At 73.0% G+C, this 14,157-nt stretch carries 18 protein-coding genes; 12 read left to right on the top strand and 6 right to left on the bottom strand.

All coding sequences use genetic code 11. From position 1 onward, the window contains the following. Nucleotides 1-78: 78 nt before the first annotated feature. A complete protein-coding gene (locus AMA02S_RS26695) occupies nt 79-786 on the bottom strand; it encodes a DUF6882 domain-containing protein (protein ID WP_067462822.1) in 708 nt (235 codons plus the stop codon). Nucleotides 787-917: 131 nt separating this feature from the next. Between AMA02S_RS26695 and AMA02S_RS42180 the strand changes: the two genes are divergently transcribed. Beyond that, complete coding sequence (locus AMA02S_RS42180) at nt 918-1,520, top strand: hypothetical protein (protein WP_245667846.1); 603 nt, start codon at nt 918-920, stop codon at nt 1,518-1,520. Here AMA02S_RS42180 and ybaK read toward each other — a convergent pair. Together ybaK and AMA02S_RS26685 are read right to left on the bottom strand one after the other, a co-directional pair. Further along, on the bottom strand, nt 1,404-1,922 hold the full coding sequence (gene ybaK / locus AMA02S_RS26690; protein WP_067462819.1) for a Cys-tRNA(Pro) deacylase: 519 nt from the start codon (nt 1,920-1,922) through the stop codon (nt 1,404-1,406). The two genes, AMA02S_RS42180 and ybaK, sit on opposite strands and share 117 nt — an antisense overlap. Before the next feature lie 20 nt (nt 1,923-1,942). Then, complete coding sequence (locus AMA02S_RS26685; protein ID WP_439951609.1) at nt 1,943-2,617, bottom strand: LON peptidase substrate-binding domain-containing protein; 675 nt, start codon at nt 2,615-2,617, stop codon at nt 1,943-1,945. A 155-nt stretch (nt 2,618-2,772) separates the two neighbouring features. Here AMA02S_RS26685 and AMA02S_RS26680 point away from each other — a divergent pair, with 155 nt between their 5' ends. From AMA02S_RS26680 to AMA02S_RS26645, 9 genes are all read left to right on the top strand, one after another. Then, entirely contained in the window at nt 2,773-3,582 is an 810-nt protein-coding gene (locus AMA02S_RS26680; protein ID WP_067462813.1) for a PhzF family phenazine biosynthesis protein, read from the top strand. A gap of 97 nt (nt 3,583-3,679) precedes the next feature. Beyond that, nucleotides 3,680-4,987 carry a histidinol dehydrogenase gene (gene hisD, locus AMA02S_RS26675; RefSeq protein WP_067462810.1) on the top strand — a complete coding sequence of 436 codons (1,308 nt, stop codon included), beginning with the start codon at nt 3,680-3,682 and terminating at the stop codon, nt 4,985-4,987. Continuing rightward, complete coding sequence (locus AMA02S_RS26670; RefSeq protein WP_067462807.1) at nt 4,984-6,084, top strand: histidinol-phosphate transaminase; 1,101 nt, start codon at nt 4,984-4,986, stop codon at nt 6,082-6,084. The genes hisD and AMA02S_RS26670 overlap by 4 nt, the downstream gene beginning before the upstream one ends. Then, nucleotides 6,081-6,674, top strand: a complete 594-nt coding sequence (gene hisB, locus AMA02S_RS26665; protein ID WP_067462804.1) for an imidazoleglycerol-phosphate dehydratase HisB — start codon at nt 6,081-6,083, stop codon at nt 6,672-6,674. Before AMA02S_RS26670 ends, hisB begins: the two co-directional genes overlap by 4 nt. Before the next feature lie 2 nt (nt 6,675-6,676). Then, nucleotides 6,677-6,847, top strand: coding sequence for a CG2302 family histidine operon protein (locus AMA02S_RS43015; protein WP_169806895.1), 171 nt, complete (start codon nt 6,677-6,679; stop codon nt 6,845-6,847). Further along, nucleotides 6,844-7,482: an imidazole glycerol phosphate synthase subunit HisH gene (gene hisH / locus AMA02S_RS26660; protein ID WP_067462802.1), complete on the top strand. Its 639-nt coding sequence runs from the start codon at nt 6,844-6,846 to the stop codon at nt 7,480-7,482. Before AMA02S_RS43015 ends, hisH begins: the two co-directional genes overlap by 4 nt. A 59-nt stretch (nt 7,483-7,541) precedes the next feature. Continuing rightward, nucleotides 7,542-8,261 (top strand): bifunctional 1-(5-phosphoribosyl)-5-((5-phosphoribosylamino)methylideneamino)imidazole-4-carboxamide isomerase/phosphoribosylanthranilate isomerase PriA, encoded by a 720-nt coding sequence (gene priA / locus AMA02S_RS26655; RefSeq protein WP_067462799.1) that lies wholly within the window; start codon nt 7,542-7,544, stop codon nt 8,259-8,261. Then, nucleotides 8,258-9,019 (top strand): imidazole glycerol phosphate synthase subunit HisF, encoded by a 762-nt coding sequence (hisF, locus tag AMA02S_RS26650; RefSeq protein WP_067462796.1) that lies wholly within the window; start codon nt 8,258-8,260, stop codon nt 9,017-9,019. The genes priA and hisF overlap by 4 nt, the downstream gene beginning before the upstream one ends. Nucleotides 9,020-9,197: 178 nt before the next feature. Continuing rightward, a complete protein-coding gene (locus AMA02S_RS26645; RefSeq protein ID WP_067462793.1) occupies nt 9,198-9,773 on the top strand; it encodes a hypothetical protein in 576 nt (191 codons plus the stop codon). 72 nt (nt 9,774-9,845) lie between these two features. Here AMA02S_RS26645 and AMA02S_RS26640 read toward each other — a convergent pair whose 3' ends face one another. Continuing rightward, a complete protein-coding gene (locus AMA02S_RS26640; protein ID WP_067462790.1) occupies nt 9,846-11,021 on the bottom strand; it encodes a winged helix DNA-binding domain-containing protein in 1,176 nt (391 codons plus the stop codon). Nucleotides 11,022-11,069: 48 nt separating this feature from the next. After that, complete coding sequence (locus tag AMA02S_RS26635; RefSeq protein WP_067462787.1) at nt 11,070-11,402, bottom strand: hypothetical protein; 333 nt, start codon at nt 11,400-11,402, stop codon at nt 11,070-11,072. A gap of 143 nt (nt 11,403-11,545) precedes the next feature. Here AMA02S_RS26635 and AMA02S_RS26630 point away from each other — a divergent pair, with 143 nt between their 5' ends. Next, the gene (locus AMA02S_RS26630) at nt 11,546-12,196 is read left to right on the top strand and encodes a phosphorylase family protein (RefSeq protein WP_067462785.1); all 651 of its coding nucleotides are present in this window, start codon (nt 11,546-11,548) and stop codon (nt 12,194-12,196) included. Between the two features lie 17 nt (nt 12,197-12,213). Here AMA02S_RS26630 and AMA02S_RS26625 read toward each other — a convergent pair whose 3' ends face one another. Continuing rightward, nucleotides 12,214-12,786, bottom strand: a complete 573-nt coding sequence (locus AMA02S_RS26625) for a TetR/AcrR family transcriptional regulator (protein WP_067462782.1) — start codon at nt 12,784-12,786, stop codon at nt 12,214-12,216. A 102-nt stretch (nt 12,787-12,888) separates the two neighbouring features. Here AMA02S_RS26625 and AMA02S_RS26620 point away from each other — a divergent pair, with 102 nt between their 5' ends. Further along, the gene (locus tag AMA02S_RS26620) at nt 12,889-14,085 is read left to right on the top strand and encodes an FAD-dependent oxidoreductase (protein ID WP_067462780.1); all 1,197 of its coding nucleotides are present in this window, start codon (nt 12,889-12,891) and stop codon (nt 14,083-14,085) included. The last annotated feature ends 72 nt before the right edge of the window (nt 14,086-14,157 follow it).

The following is a 14,157-nucleotide window of genomic DNA, read 5'->3' as shown; positions in this document are numbered from 1 at the left end:
CCTGATCGCGAAGCGAGCCCTCTAGGGCGAGTCGAGAGCGATGCAGCGATCGCTGCCGTGTCCGTTGAAGGAGGGCGTTCAACGCCCGACGCCAAGGACACTGCGATCCAATACAGTCCAGTTGATGAAGCGGCCCAGGCCGTCGAAGTGGGCGCGGGCGGTGCCGCCGCCGGGAGGCCACAGTTCGGTGAGCGCGTCGGTCTGGCGGTAGGGGACGCGGTGGTGGGACAGGAATCCGGCGAGGGTGAGCCGAGGTTCGTGGGGGAACAGGCTCGCCGCGTTCGACAGCAGCCGGGGGAGGGGGATCGGGTCCCAGACCGTGGGCGGGGCCTGGGGGTCGTTCACGTGCAGGTAGGCCGAGCCGCCGTCGTATCCGGCGCCGATGTATCCGGCGCCGCCGAGGACGCCGCCCGCCGCCATCGCGATCAGTTCGCCGCCGTGCCCGGCGGGTCCCTCGTACCAGGACAGGTCGACCTCGGGTGTGGTGAACTCGGCGATGCCGAGCCGCTCGCCCAGCTTCCGGATGATCAGTGTCGGGCCGACCGCGGGGTGCTCGGCGCCGAACTGCGGGTTCGCCCAGCCCCACAGCCAGGTGCGCTCGCGTGCGGCGTAGCTGCCGAGCAGCGAGACCCGGACGGTGACGCCGCCGCTGGCGTAGGTGCGGGCCGTCAGGTCGGCGCTCCAGTCCTCGCGGGGGAGGAACTCGGCGAGCGTCTCCTGCCGCTGCAGGACGACGGCCGCCAGGGCGGCGCCGAGGCGTTCGAACGCAGGACTGAATCCGGACATGTCGGGCACATTATCCCAGTGATCGGGGCGGTTGTGGGCGGGAATCGGGCACCATCGGGTGGTCGATTCGGCCGACCTCGGCAGGCTAGGCTTTCGCTGTCGGACGAGACTTCCACCAAGGAGCGTACGAGGTGCGGCGACCTGCCGGGAGGCTCTTTGCGACCTGGGGCGTCACCACCGCCATCGTTGCGCTGCTCGGCCCGCCCGCCGGACTGCTGTGGGCGAAGACCGTCCCCAAGGTGACATACGTAATAGTGCAGGGTGAGCCTTTGTTCGCTGATCCGGAGGGGCAGGGCCCCATCGGCATCGACGGCCGGTTCGCGCTGATCATGCTGGTCGCCGGGATCGCGTGCGGGGCGGCCGCGTACGCGGCGGGCCGCCGTTTCGGCGATCTGGCGCTGGTCCTCGGGCTCGCCGCGGGCGGCGCCGCCGCGGCCGTGCTCGCCTGGCGGACCGGCCACATGATCGGGCTGGACGCCTTCCGGGACGCGGCGCGGCACGGCGGCGACGGCACCACCGTCACGGGGGTCGCCGATCTGCGGGCCAAGGGCGTCCTGGTGTTCTGGCCGCTGGTGGCCGTCGCCGTGTACGGGTTGCTGGAGCTGCTGTTCGGCCGGCTATCCCCGGGCGATCGGGGCGAGCCGGGCGCCGGTGAGGCGGACGAGGTCGGCGGGGACGAGTTCGATCTGCAGTCCGCGCCGTCCGGCCGAGACGTAGACGGTCGCGAGCGCTGAGATCGAGGTGTCGATCACGGTCGGCAGCCGCCGGCGCTGTCCGAGCGGGCTGATCCCGCCGACGACGTATCCGGTGGCGCGCTCGGCGTCGCCCGGGTCGGCCATCCGCGCCTTCTTGCCGCCGGCCGCCGCGGCCAGTGCCTTCAGATCGAGGCTCGTGGACACGGGCACGACGCCGACGGTGAGTCGTCCGTCCACTTCGGCGAGCAGCGTCTTGTAGATCCGGCCGTGGTCGATGCCGAGGGCGTCGGCGGCGGCCTGCCCGTAGGACTCGGCGTTCGGGTCCGCCTCGTAGCCGTGCAGCGTGTATTCGATGCCGGCCCTGGCGGCGGCGACGGTGGCCGGGGTGCCCTTGCCGCCCGTGGAACCGGCGGCTTTGGCACCTGATCTGGCAGCGCTCATGGGGACAGTCTGCCGGGCCGTCAGTTCGGGTGGAACGAGCCGTCCAGGAACTGGCCCGCCGGGATCATGGGCAGGACGTCCAGGATGCGGTTCTCCCGGGTGAGCAGGTCCCGTTCGGCGGCCAGCCGGAGCGTCGCGTCCTCGCACTCCAGCAGCCGTTGCTTCTCGTGGCCGTCCAGCACGACGGCCGCCGCGATCAGGTAGGACAGCCGCACCGGGTCGTCCGGCAGGTCGATGTCCTCGGCGGGACCGGCGCCGGCCGAGGTCAGCCGGGCCCGGTAGATCTGGAACAGCCGCCGGACGCGGCGCGCGGGCGCCCCCGCCCCGCTGCCCGGCTCCTCGGGCAGGAACTCGACCTCGCCCTGTAGGTAGGGCCGGGATCGGTCGAGCCCTTTCAGCCGGAACCGGCGGGTCCCGATGGTGACAATGTCGTACCGCCCGTCGGGATGCGGCGTCACGTCGTGCACCTCGGCGACGCAGCCGACCGGCGCCAGCCGGTGCGCGGCCTCGTCGCCGGTCTCGTGGCCGAGCTCGATGCCGACCACGCCGAACTCGCGCGGCTCGGGGCGTTCGAGCAGGTCGCCGATCAGCAGGCGGTAGCGCTCCTCGAACAGGTGCAGCGGCAGCACCAGCCCCGGGAACAGGACGGTGCCCAGCGGAAACAGGGCGAGCCGCTCGGTCACAGGTTCTCCCACGCTCCTGGGCGCCTCCGGGACGACGCCCCGTGCGTCAGGGTACGTGCCTGACGATGATCTTGGCATGCCTGGAATTCTCACAATCTGAAGCCGCGGGCCACTTTCACGCGATTGGCCCTGAGATCGGGAGCGCGGCGATCGGTACCGTCGGGGCCATGCGGATGCTCGTCGTTGACGCCTTCACCGACCGCCCGTTCGCCGGCAATCCGGCCGGGGTGTGCCTTCTCGCGGAACCCGCCGATCCCGGCTGGATGCAGCGGGTCGCCGCGGAGATGAAGCACTCGGAGACGGTGTTCGTCCTTCCGGCCGAGGACCCGGACGCGGATTTCGAGCTGCGCTGGTTCACGCCGGTCGTGGAGGTGGCGCTGTGCGGGCACGCCACCCTGGCGAGTGCGCACGCCCTCTACGACACCGGGACGGTGGCGCCGGACCGGCCGATCCGGTTCCGGACGCTCAAGAGCGGCGCGCTCACCGTGACCCGCGCGGGGGACGGGCTCCTGTCGATGGACTTCCCGGCCGGGCCAGCCGAGCCCGTGGACGCCCCCGCGGGGCTCGCGGAGGCGCTCGGCCTGCCGCTGCTCTGGACCGGGCGGAACTTCCAGAACGACCTCTTGGTCGAGGTCGCGGACGAGAGGTCCGTCCGGGGCCTGGCCCCCGACATCGCCGGGCTCGCCCGGATCGACGCGCGCGGGGTGATCGTCACAGCGGCCGGCGCGGGAGGTGGCCACGACTTCGTGTCCCGGTTCTTCGGCGCGCGGGTGCTCCCCGGCGACGCCGAGGATCCCGTGACGGGGTCGGCGCACTGCGCGCTGGCCCCCTTCTGGGCGGAGCGGCTCGGCCGGACGGAGCTGACCGGCTACCAGGCGTCGGCCCGCGGCGGGCAGGTCCGGGTCGCGCTGCGCGGCGATCGGGTGATCCTTTCCGGTACCGCCGTCACCGTCCTGGACGGGACGCTCGCGGTCTGACAGGGGTGGGGACCTCCGGCACGGTGGTCCGCGACATGGCGTCTCGGCACGTGAGACGCTGCACGGGCCACCGGAGGCCACTCCGTAGACTGGGCGGGTGATATCCCGTATCGACCTGCGCGGCGGCCTTCCGGCCGACCCGCGCTCCGTGCTGCCCCGCGCCGAACTCGACGTCGACGCCGCCCTGGACAAGGTGCGGCCGATCTGCGAGGACGTCCGCCATCGCGGCTCGGAGGCGGTCCGGGAGCACACACTGGCCTTCGACGGGGTCGAGCTGGACCGCACCCGGGTCCCGGTCGCGGAGATCCACCGGGCTCTCGCCGGCTTGAACCCGGCCGTCCGGGATGCGCTGGAGGAGAGCATCCGCCGCGCCCGCGCCGTGCACCGTGCCCAGCGCCGCGCCGACGTCACCACGCAGGTGGTGCCCGGGGGCACCGTCACCGAGCGGTGGATCCCGGTCGGCCGGGTCGGGCTGTACGTGCCGGGCGGGAACGCCGTCTACCCGTCCAGCGTGGTCATGAACGTCGTCCCGGCTCAGGAGGCGGGCGTCGGCTCCTTGGCCGTCACCTCGCCCGCCCAGAAGGAGCACGGCGGCCTGCCGCACCCGGCGATCCTCGCCGCCTGCGCGCTGCTCGGCGTGGACGAGGTGTACGCCGCGGGCGGCGCCCAGGCGATCGCGATGTTCGCCTACGGCACTGACGAGTGCCCCCGCGCCGACCTGGTCACCGGCCCCGGCAACGTGTACGTCACCGCCGCCAAGCGGCTGCTCAAGGGTGTGATCGGCATCGACGCCGAGGCGGGCCCGACCGAGATCGCGATCCTCGCCGACGCCACCGCGGATCCGGTGCAGGTCGCCGCCGACCTGATCAGCCAGGCCGAGCACGACGTGCTCGCCGCCGCCGTGCTGGTCACCGACTCCGTCCGGCTCGCCGACGAGGTCGAGGCCGAGCTGAAGGACCAGGTCGCCCGGACCCGGCACGCCGAGCGGATCACCGAGGCCCTCGCCGGGCGGCAGTCCGGGATCGTGCTGGTCGACTCCGCCGAGGACGGCCTGACGGTGGTGAACGCCTACGCCGCCGAGCACCTAGAGGTCCAGACCGCCGACGCGGCCGCCGTCGCCGCCCGCGTCCGCAACGCCGGGGCGATCTTCATCGGCCCGCACTCGCCGGTGTCGCTCGGTGACTACCTGGCCGGGTCCAACCACGTCCTGCCGACGGGCGGCTGCGCCTGCCACTCCTCGGGGCTGTCGGTGCAGTCGTTCCTGCGCGGCGTCCATGTCGTCGAGTACGACCGGGACGCCCTCGCCGAGGCCACCGGCCGGGTCGTCGCCCTCGCCGAGGCCGAGGACCTGCCCGCACACGGCGCCGCCCTCAAGGCCCGGTTCGACTGGGAGGTCCCGTCGTGAGCTCACTGTCCGAGCTGCCCATCCGCGACGACCTTCGCGGCCGGGAACCCTACGGCGCGCCGCAGCTCGACGTCCCGTACGCGCTGAACACCAACGAGAACCCCTACCCGCCGTCCGAACGTCTGGTGAAGGCCCTGGGCGAGGCGGTCATGGACGTGGCCGGGACGCTCAACCGCTATCCCGACCGCGACGCGACCGCGCTCCGCGAGGACCTCGCGGCGTTCCTGAACGCCGACACGCCCGGTGTCGCGCTCACCGGTCGCCGGGTCTGGGCGGCGAACGGCTCCAACGAGATCATCCAGCAGATCCTGCAGGTGTTCGGCGGGCCGGGGCGCACCGCGGTCGGCTTCGAGCCGTCCTACTCGATGCACCCGATCATCACCCGCGTGTCGGGGACCCGCTGGGTGGAGGCCGTCCGCGACGAGGACTTCGGCATCGAGCCCGAGCGGGCGATCGCCGCGGTGCGCGAGCACCGGCCCGACATCGTGTTCCTCACCTCGCCGAACAACCCGACGGGCACCGCTCTTCCGCTGGAGGCGATCGAGGCCGTCCTGGAGTCCGCGCCCGGCATGGTCGTGGTGGACGAGGCGTACGCGGAGTTCCGCCGCCGGGGCACCCCGTCCGCGCTGACGCTGCTCGACCGGTACCCGCGCCTCATCGTCACCCGGACGATGTCGAAGGCGTTCGCGATGGCCGGGACGCGGCTCGGCTACCTCGCCGCCGGCCCCGCCGTGGTCGACGCGCTGCTGCTCGTCCGGTTGCCCTACCACCTGTCGGCCGTCACCCAGGCGGTGGCGCGCACCGCCCTCGCCCACGGTGAGGAACTGCTCGGCGGCGTCGAGGCGCTGCGCCGCGACCGCGACGCGATCGTCGCGTGGCTGCGCGCCGAGGGCCTGACGGTGGCCGATTCCGACGCCAACTTCGTCCTGTTCGGGACGTTCCCCGACCGCCGGCGGGTGTGGGAGGGCCTCCTCGCACGCGGCGTGCTGATCCGGGAAGTGGGCCCGCCCGAGTGGCTGCGGGTCAGCGTCGGCACCCCCGCGGAGATGGCGGCGTTCCGCACCGCACTTCGAGAAGTACTGAAGGAGAGTCTGTGACGCGCAAGGGACGAGTCGAGCGCGGGACCCGCGAGACGCAGGTCCTCGTCGAGATCGACCTGGACGGCACCGGGCAGGTCGACGTGGCGACCGGCGTGGGGTTCTTCGACCACATGCTGGCCCAGCTCGGCAAGCACGGGTCGTTCGACCTGACCGTCAAGACCACCGGTGACCTGCACATCGACAGCCACCACACCATCGAGGACACGGCCATCGCGCTCGGCCAGGCGTTCCGGGAGGCGCTCGGCGACAAGGCCGGCATCCACCGCTTCGCCGATGCCTCGATCCCGCTGGACGAGGCCCTCGCCCAGGTCACCGTGGACGTGTCCGGCCGTCCCTACCTCGTGCACGTCGAACCCGAGGGCATGGCCCCGATGATCGGGCCCGACTACGACACCACGATGACCCGGCACGTCTTCGAGTCGTTCGTCGCCAACGCCCGCGTCGCGCTGCACGTCCACGTCCCGTATGGGCGCAACGCCCACCACATCGTCGAGGCCCAGTTCAAGGCCCTGGCCCGCGCGCTGCGCGACGCGGTGGCCTTCGACCCGAAGGTGCACGGCGTCCCGTCCACCAAGGGGGCGCTGTAGCCGTGGAGGTCGGCGGTGTGGAGTTCACCTACGGCAACGTCGCGGTCTTCGCGGTGGCGCTGTTCCTGCTGGCGGGCGTCTACAGTTTCGTCAAGCAGGGCCTGAAGATCGCCGCGCTGGTCGTGCTGGTCCTGGCGGGCCTGGCGTTCGCCGGGGGTGTGATGTGGCTGTGAAGAGGGTCGTCGTCCTCGACTACGGCTCGGGCAACCTCCGCTCCGCCGAGCGGGCCGTCGCCCGCGCCGGCGCCGACGTCACGGTGACCGCCGACTGGGACGCCGCGCTCGCCGCCGACGGCCTCGTCGTTCCCGGCGTCGGCGCGTTCGCCGCCTGCATGGCGGGCCTGCGCTCGGTCCGCGGCGACCAGATCATCGGCCGCCGCCTCGCCGGGGGCCGGCCCGTCCTCGGCATCTGCGTCGGCATGCAGATCCTGTTCACCAAGGGCATCGAGCACGGCGTGACGACGGAGGGCTGCGACGAGTGGCCCGGCACCGTCGACCGGCTGGAGGCCCCGGTCGTCCCGCACATGGGCTGGAGCACCGTGGACGCCCCGCCCGGCTCCGTCCTGTTCGACGGCATGGACGCCGGCACCCGGTTCTACTTCGTCCACTCCTACGCCGTCCGCCACTGGGACCTCGAACCCGACCCGGCCGGACGCCTGGAGCCCCCGCTCGTCACGTGGGCCGAGCACGGCGACCCCTTCGTCGCCGCCGTCGAGAACGGTCCCCTCTCGGCGACCCAGTTCCATCCGGAGAAGTCCGGCGACGTCGGCGCCGCGCTCCTGCGCAACTGGCTCACCACCCTCGACTGAACGTCCCTGCCCGGCTGTCCCCGCATCCGCCCCTCCACCCGCATCGATAGGGTTTCCGCATGACTTTGACGCTCCTTCCCGCGGTCGACGTCGCCGACGGCCAGGCCGTGCGCCTGGTGCAGGGCGAGGCCGGTTCCGAGACCTCCTACGGTGCGCCGCTCGACGCCGCGCTGGCCTGGCAGGAGGCGGGGGCGGAGTGGATCCATCTGGTCGACCTGGACGCGGCTTTCGGCCGGGGCTCCAACCGGGAGTTGCTGGCCGAGGTGACCGGGCGGCTGGACGTACGGGTGGAACTGTCGGGCGGCATCCGTGACGACGCCTCGCTGGAGGCGGCGCTCGCCACCGGCTGCGCCCGGGTCAACATCGGGACGGCCGCGCTGGAGGACCCCGCCTGGTGCCGGAAGATCATCGCCTCGCACGGCGACAAGATCGCGGTGGGGCTGGACGTGCGCGGGACCACCCTCGCCGCCCGCGGTTGGACGCGGGAGGGCGGCGACCTGTGGGAGGTTCTCGCCCGCCTGGAGGGTGACGGCTGCCCCCGCTACGTGGTCACCGACGTCACCAAGGACGGCACGCTCCGCGGCCCCAACACCGATCTCCTGCGCGAGGTGTGCTCCCGCACGGACAAGCCCGTGATCGCGTCCGGGGGCGTGGCGTCCCTGGACGACCTGCGCGCCATCGCCGGGCTCGTCCCGGCGGGCGTCGAGGGGGCGATCGTCGGGAAGGCGCTGTACGCGCGGGCGTTCACGCTGGAAGAGGCGCTGGAGGCCGTGCAGTGAGCGTGGCCGTGCGGGTGATCCCGTGCCTGGACGTGGACGCCGGACGGGTGGTCAAGGGTGTCAACTTCCAGAACCTGCGCGACGCCGGCGACCCGGTCGAGCTGGCCCGCCGCTACGACGCGGAGGGCGCCGACGAGCTGACGTTCCTCGACATCACCGCCTCCAGCGCTGATCGTTCCACCACGTACGAGGTGGTGCGCCGCACGGCGGAGCAGGTGTTCATCCCGCTGACGGTGGGCGGCGGCGTCCGCACGGTGGACGACGTCGACCGGCTGCTGCGCGCCGGCGCCGACAAGGTGTCGATCAACACCGCCGCCATCGCGCGGCCGGAGTTCCTGCGCGAGGCCGCACACCGGTTCGGGTCGCAGTGCGTGGTGCTGTCGGTGGACGCCCGGCGGGCGGAGACCACCGCGTCGGGCTTCGAGGTGACCACGCACGGCGGGCGCGAGGGGACGGGGATCGACGCGGTCGAGTGGGCCCGCCGGGGCCAGGAGCTCGGTGTCGGGGAGATCTTGCTGAACTCCATGGACGCCGACGGCACCAAGGCCGGTTTCGACCTGGAGATGCTCGGCCGCGTCCGCGAGACCGTCACGGTGCCCGTGATCGCCAGCGGCGGCGCCGGGGACCTGGCGCACTTCGCACCCGCCGTGGACGCGGGCGCCGACGCGGTGCTCGCCGCCAGCGTCTTTCATTTCGGGGAGCTGACGATCGCCGAGGTCAAGGCCGCGCTCGGCGCGGCCGGGCACCCCGTCCGCTGAGCGGAGACCGCCCCGTCAACGCGGAGGTTCGACTGTGGCGGGCTCCGCGGACGGCGGGCCGGCCACTGCCGGCCGCTGGCGGGGTGCCCGTTTCTCTGGAATCGTTGCGTTCGACGCGACGGCTAGGGGGAGAACGACGATGTGGCCCGGGTCGAATCCACCGGTCGGACCGCCGCCCATGGGACCGCCGCCGGCGGGCGTGCCGTGGTCACCGCTGCCGATCAAACCGAGCGCCGGCTGGTACGCCCTGCCGGTCGTGTTCACGCTGGTGGCGGTCATCGGCCTGGCCGTCGCCCTCGGGCTCTTCCTGGACGACTCCGACGTCGCCGAAGGGCCGTCCGCGTCCGGCGACCCCCGGGCTGGGGTGCGCGTCGAACTGACCGAGGGGTACACGTACTTCGTCTACGTCCAGTCCGGTGCGTCCGATCCCTACTCGTGCTCGCTGCGGCAGGGAACAGCTACCGGCACCATCTCGCTGACGCACAAGAACTCCTGGAGCGCTTCCGACCATCCAGGCTACGAGTACGCCGCCACGTTCGCGGCCCCCGTGAACGGGCCGGCCCTGATCACCTGCCGGGGCACCGGCGCCCGGATGCTGGTGACGCCCGACGACACCGCGGACTTCTATCTGGGGATCGCCGTGCTCGGGGCGGTGCTGCTCGGCGTCCTGGCGATCCTGGCGTTCATCTTCCTGCCGGTGCGGCGCGGCAGCGCCAAGCGCCGCGCCGCCGCCGCATTCCGGTACCCGTACTGACGCAGACGGCCGCGGGTCGGCGGCTGACCCGCGATCCGCCACCGCGCGGGGTCCCGGGGTGGCGGGGGCGGGTCATGACGTGAGCTCGCGCTCCAGGGGAGTGCGGAACCGCGGAATCGCGCGGACGTCGCCGTACCAGGCGGCCGTCCGGACGGCCTCGCGGTCGATGGCGGCGCGGGCGTCGGCGCCGACGTCGTCCAGGAGACGGACGGCGATCTCGCCGTCCTTGCGCTGGGCCCAGCCGCCGACGATACGGCCGTCCCACCAGACGGACGGGCCGATGTTGCCGTTCCTGTCGAACAGCGCGGGGCCGTGGTCGCCGAGGAACCAGCCACGCTCCTGCCAGCCCATCGGCGTCGGGTCGAGGGCGGGCAGCAGCGCCGCCCACGGCTCGGGCGGCGCGACCGGCTCCAGATCGTCGGTCATGACGAGGCCCGTCGTCCCGTCGAGGTCCACCTCGGTCACCCCAAGGGGGGCCAGGGCCTTGCGGACCTCACCGACGGTCCAGCCCGTCCACCATCTGAGGTCGCTGAGCGGCGCCGGGCCGAACGCGCGCAGCCAGTGTTCCACGAGGGCGGCGCGGGCGTCGTCGGCGGGGATCTCGGGAATCCCGGCGGGGAGCCACGCCTCGATCGGCGACCACCGGTACTGGCTGCTGATCCAGGTGCCGTTCGGGCGGCCCCGGACGATCAGGCCCTCGCAGCCGAGCGTGACCAGCACCCATGTCGTGATGTTCGTCGGCCGGGAGTAGGGCTTGCCGGGGGCGGGGTCGACCTGCGTGCGCAGTCGCGGCTCGTCGGCGCTGAGCTGTGCGCCCGTCGCCTCGCCGCGGGCCAGCAGGGCCCGGTGGGCGCCCTCTTCGACCTCCCCGAAGAAGGCCACGGCGTCCTCGACGACGCCCGCCTGCTCGATGAAGCGGGAGTAGGTGCGGCGCTGCTTGGCGGCCAGCGCGGTCGCCGTGGAGGACTGCAGGACGGGGACGAGCTCGACCGGCGCGACGAACATCGTGCGGCGCATCGCCAGCATCCGGAGCAGGGTCCGGTCGTCGTACAGGGCCCGCTCCACCATCGACGGGACGGCCTGGACGCTGCGCGCCGCCACGGACAGGAAGACCGTGGCGGGGTCGGTGGCATGCAGCACCACGAGGGATCGGGCGACCGCCGCGACGTCGTCGGTCCGCTCGGCGGCGGCCAGCCGATGCCGAACGCCCAGGCGAGCGCGCCGCTCCGCGATGTTCATCGAACGCATGAACGAATACTATGCGGGGCGTCCGCCTGGTGGGGCTTGCGGTCGTTCTCAGCCGCTGTGGGAGAACTTCACGACGACATTGTCCTTGTTGACGGACTGGACCGAGATGTCGAAGCCTTCCGCCTGCTCGCCGTCGCCCCGGGGCACGGTCACCGTCTGGCCGGCGATCTTGAGCGTGACGGTGTTGCCCTGGACGCTCACCAGCTCGGCCTTCACACCGAGGACGGAGGCGCTCGCGTCGACTCCGCGGTCGAACGTCACCGTGCACGAGTTGGCGTTGCAGTCGGTCTTGCTGTTCTCGCCGCCGCAGGCGGCGAGGCCGCCGAGCGGGAGCAGAAGGAGGGGCAGGACGGCCAGCTTCCGGCGTACGGAGGAGGTCATGTCGGCGAGTCTAGAGGTCGTGGGCCCCTCGACCCGTCCTCCCGGGGGCGGGATTCGCGGGATCGGAAGTAGTACCTCACGGTGACGCCGGGTCGTCGGCGCGCGAGCTGGAACTTCGCCTGGCCCCGTGTTTCGCTGGGGGGATGACCAGTGACGACGCCTGGCGACCGATGGTCGGGCCGGTGGTGTGCGCCGGGCTGCGGATGGAGGCGCGCGCGGTGCGGCGCGGGCTGGCCCGCACCCCGGTCGTGGTGGTCGGCTACCGGGCTCGCCGGATCGACCGGCTGCCGGCGGCGTGCGCGGCGCTCGTGGTGATGGGGTTCGGCGGCGCGCTCGACGAGCGCCTCCGGCCGGGGGACGTCCTGGTGGCCGACGAGATCCGCGGCGGCGGCCGGCCGGTGCCGTGCAACGCCGCGCACATGCTGGCGGGAGAACTGATCCGGGACGGCCTCAGCGTCCAGGTCGGGCCCCTGGTGACCACCGACCACGTCGTGGGTCGCGCGGAGCGTGCCGTCTGGGCGGCGCAGGGCGCGCGCGTGGCCGACATGGAGTCGGCCGTGATCGCCGCCCGCGCGGGCGGGAGACCGGTCGCCGCCGTCCGGGTCGTCGTCGACGGGCCTGGGCATCCGCTGCTGCACCCGGGGACGGTGGCCCGCGGGCTCGCCGCGCGGCGGATCCTGGCCCGGACCGGTCCCGCCCTGGAGCGCTGGGCCGCCCTCCTGGTCAGCCGCGACGATCGCGACGACCGTGACGGCATCGACGGCGTCGGCGGCGACGAGGTCCGCACTCCCTGAGGGCGCCGGCGCGCCGCTCAGGCCGGCAGGGGTCCGGTCAGGTAGCGCTGGAGTGTGGGGGACAGGCTCGCCACCAGCGTGTCCACGTCCATCGCCACGACCGGCGGCAGCCGCAGGATGTAGCGGCACAGCGCGACGCCGAGAAGCTGGGTGGAGACGAGCCCGGCGCGCGCCGGCAGCTCGGACGGGTCGTCCACGCCCGCCGCCAGGGCACCCGCGACCTGCGCGCCGAAGATCTCGCGCAGCCGCCCGGCGGCCGCCTCGTTGGTGATCGCCGACCGGAACAGCACGATCAGCACCTCGTCGGCCAGGTCACCCTCCCACCGCTCGATGAAGTGCCGGACGATCGTCTCGCCCGCGCGCTCGGGCGGCACCGCGGACAGGTCGGGCAGCCGCAGGTCGATGTCCGAGGCCGCCGCGAACAGCCCGTCCTTGCTGCCGTAGTAGCGCATCACCATCGACGGGTCGATGCCGGCGTCGGCGGCGATGGCGCGGATCGTCGCCCGTTCGTAGCCGTCGGTGCCGAAACGGCGGCGGGCGGCGTCGAGGATCGCCGCTCTGGTCTGATCGGAGCGCGCTGTGAAGGCCATGCCCACAATGGTAGGCCAACGCCTGTTGGCAAACCGTCCCGGGCGCGCTAACGTCTGTGCCAACAGATGTTGGCAAACAGATGTTGGTATCAGGAGGACGCCATGTCCGAGCATCCGAGGGCCCCGCACCCCACCAGCCCGCTGCCCGAGACCACCGATGTCCTGGTCGTCGGTGCCGGTCCGGTCGGGCTGACCCTGGCCGCCGCGCTCACCGCACGCGGCGTGGACGTGACGCTCGTCGACCGGCAGGCCGAGGGCGCCAACACCTCTCGCGCCGCCGTCGTCCACGCCCGCACGCTGGAGGTACTGGAGACGGTCGGGATCGCGGACGAGTTGGTGGGCGTGGGCGTGATCGTGCCGCGCTTCACCGTCCGCGACCGCGACCAGGCCCTGCTGACGGTCGACTTCGACGGCCTTCCCACCCGTTACCCGTACACGCTGATGGTTCCGCAGAACATCACCGAGGAAGTGCTCCTGCGCCGGTTGCGTACGCTCGGCGGCGACGTCCACCGCCCCTACGAGGTGGCCTCGCTCACCCAGGACGGGGAGGGCGTCACCGCGACCATGGCCTCCGGTGAGACCGTCCGCGCGCGCTACGCCGTCGGCGCGGACGGCATGCACAGCACCGTCCGCGAGCACGCCGGGATCGGCTTCACCGGCGACACCTACGCGCAGTCGTTCGTCCTCGCCGACGTCCGGCTGGAGGGGGACGTCCGCGCCGACGAGGTCATGCTGTTCTTCTCGCCCGCCGGCCTGGTCGTCGTCGCTCCCTTGCCGGGCGGACGGCATCGGATCGTCGCCACCGTGGACGAGGCCCCCGAGCACCCGGGCCTGACCGACGTCCAGGCGGTGCTGGACGCCCGAGGCCCGCAGGAGCAGCTCGCGCGGGTCTCCGAGGTCGTGTGGAGCTCGCGGTTCCGGGTGCACCACCGGCTCGCCGACGCCTACCGCGCCGGCCGGATCCTGCTGGCCGGGGACGCCGCCCACGTGCACAGCCCTGCGGGCGGCCAGGGGATGAACACCGGAATCCAGGACGCGGTGGCGCTCGCGGCCCGGTTGGGGGCCGTTCTGCGCGACGGTGCGCCCGCCGGGACCCTGGACGGCTATGCGGAGGAGCGCCGCCCGGTCGCGGCGAGGGTGGTGCGGTTCACCGACCGGATGACCCGGATCGCCACCACGGGGAGCGCTTCACGGCGCCGGGCGCGCAACGCCGCCCTGCGCGTGCTGGGCCGGATCCCGGCCGTGCGCCGCAGGATGGCGATGAACCTGTCCGAGCTGAACGCCGGCGGCCATGCCTAGACCGGGGCTGTTGCGAAGTGCCTCAACTGTCGCGCTCGCCCAGGCGCGGTCACGGTGCGAGTCGCCAGGCCG

Source organism: Actinomadura macra NBRC 14102, from assembly GCF_001552215.1.
GTDB classification, from domain to species: Bacteria; Actinomycetota; Actinomycetes; order Streptosporangiales; family Streptosporangiaceae; genus Spirillospora; species Spirillospora macra.
Note: the sequence above shows the minus strand (reverse complement) of the source record. Positions and strands in the feature narration are given on the sequence as shown.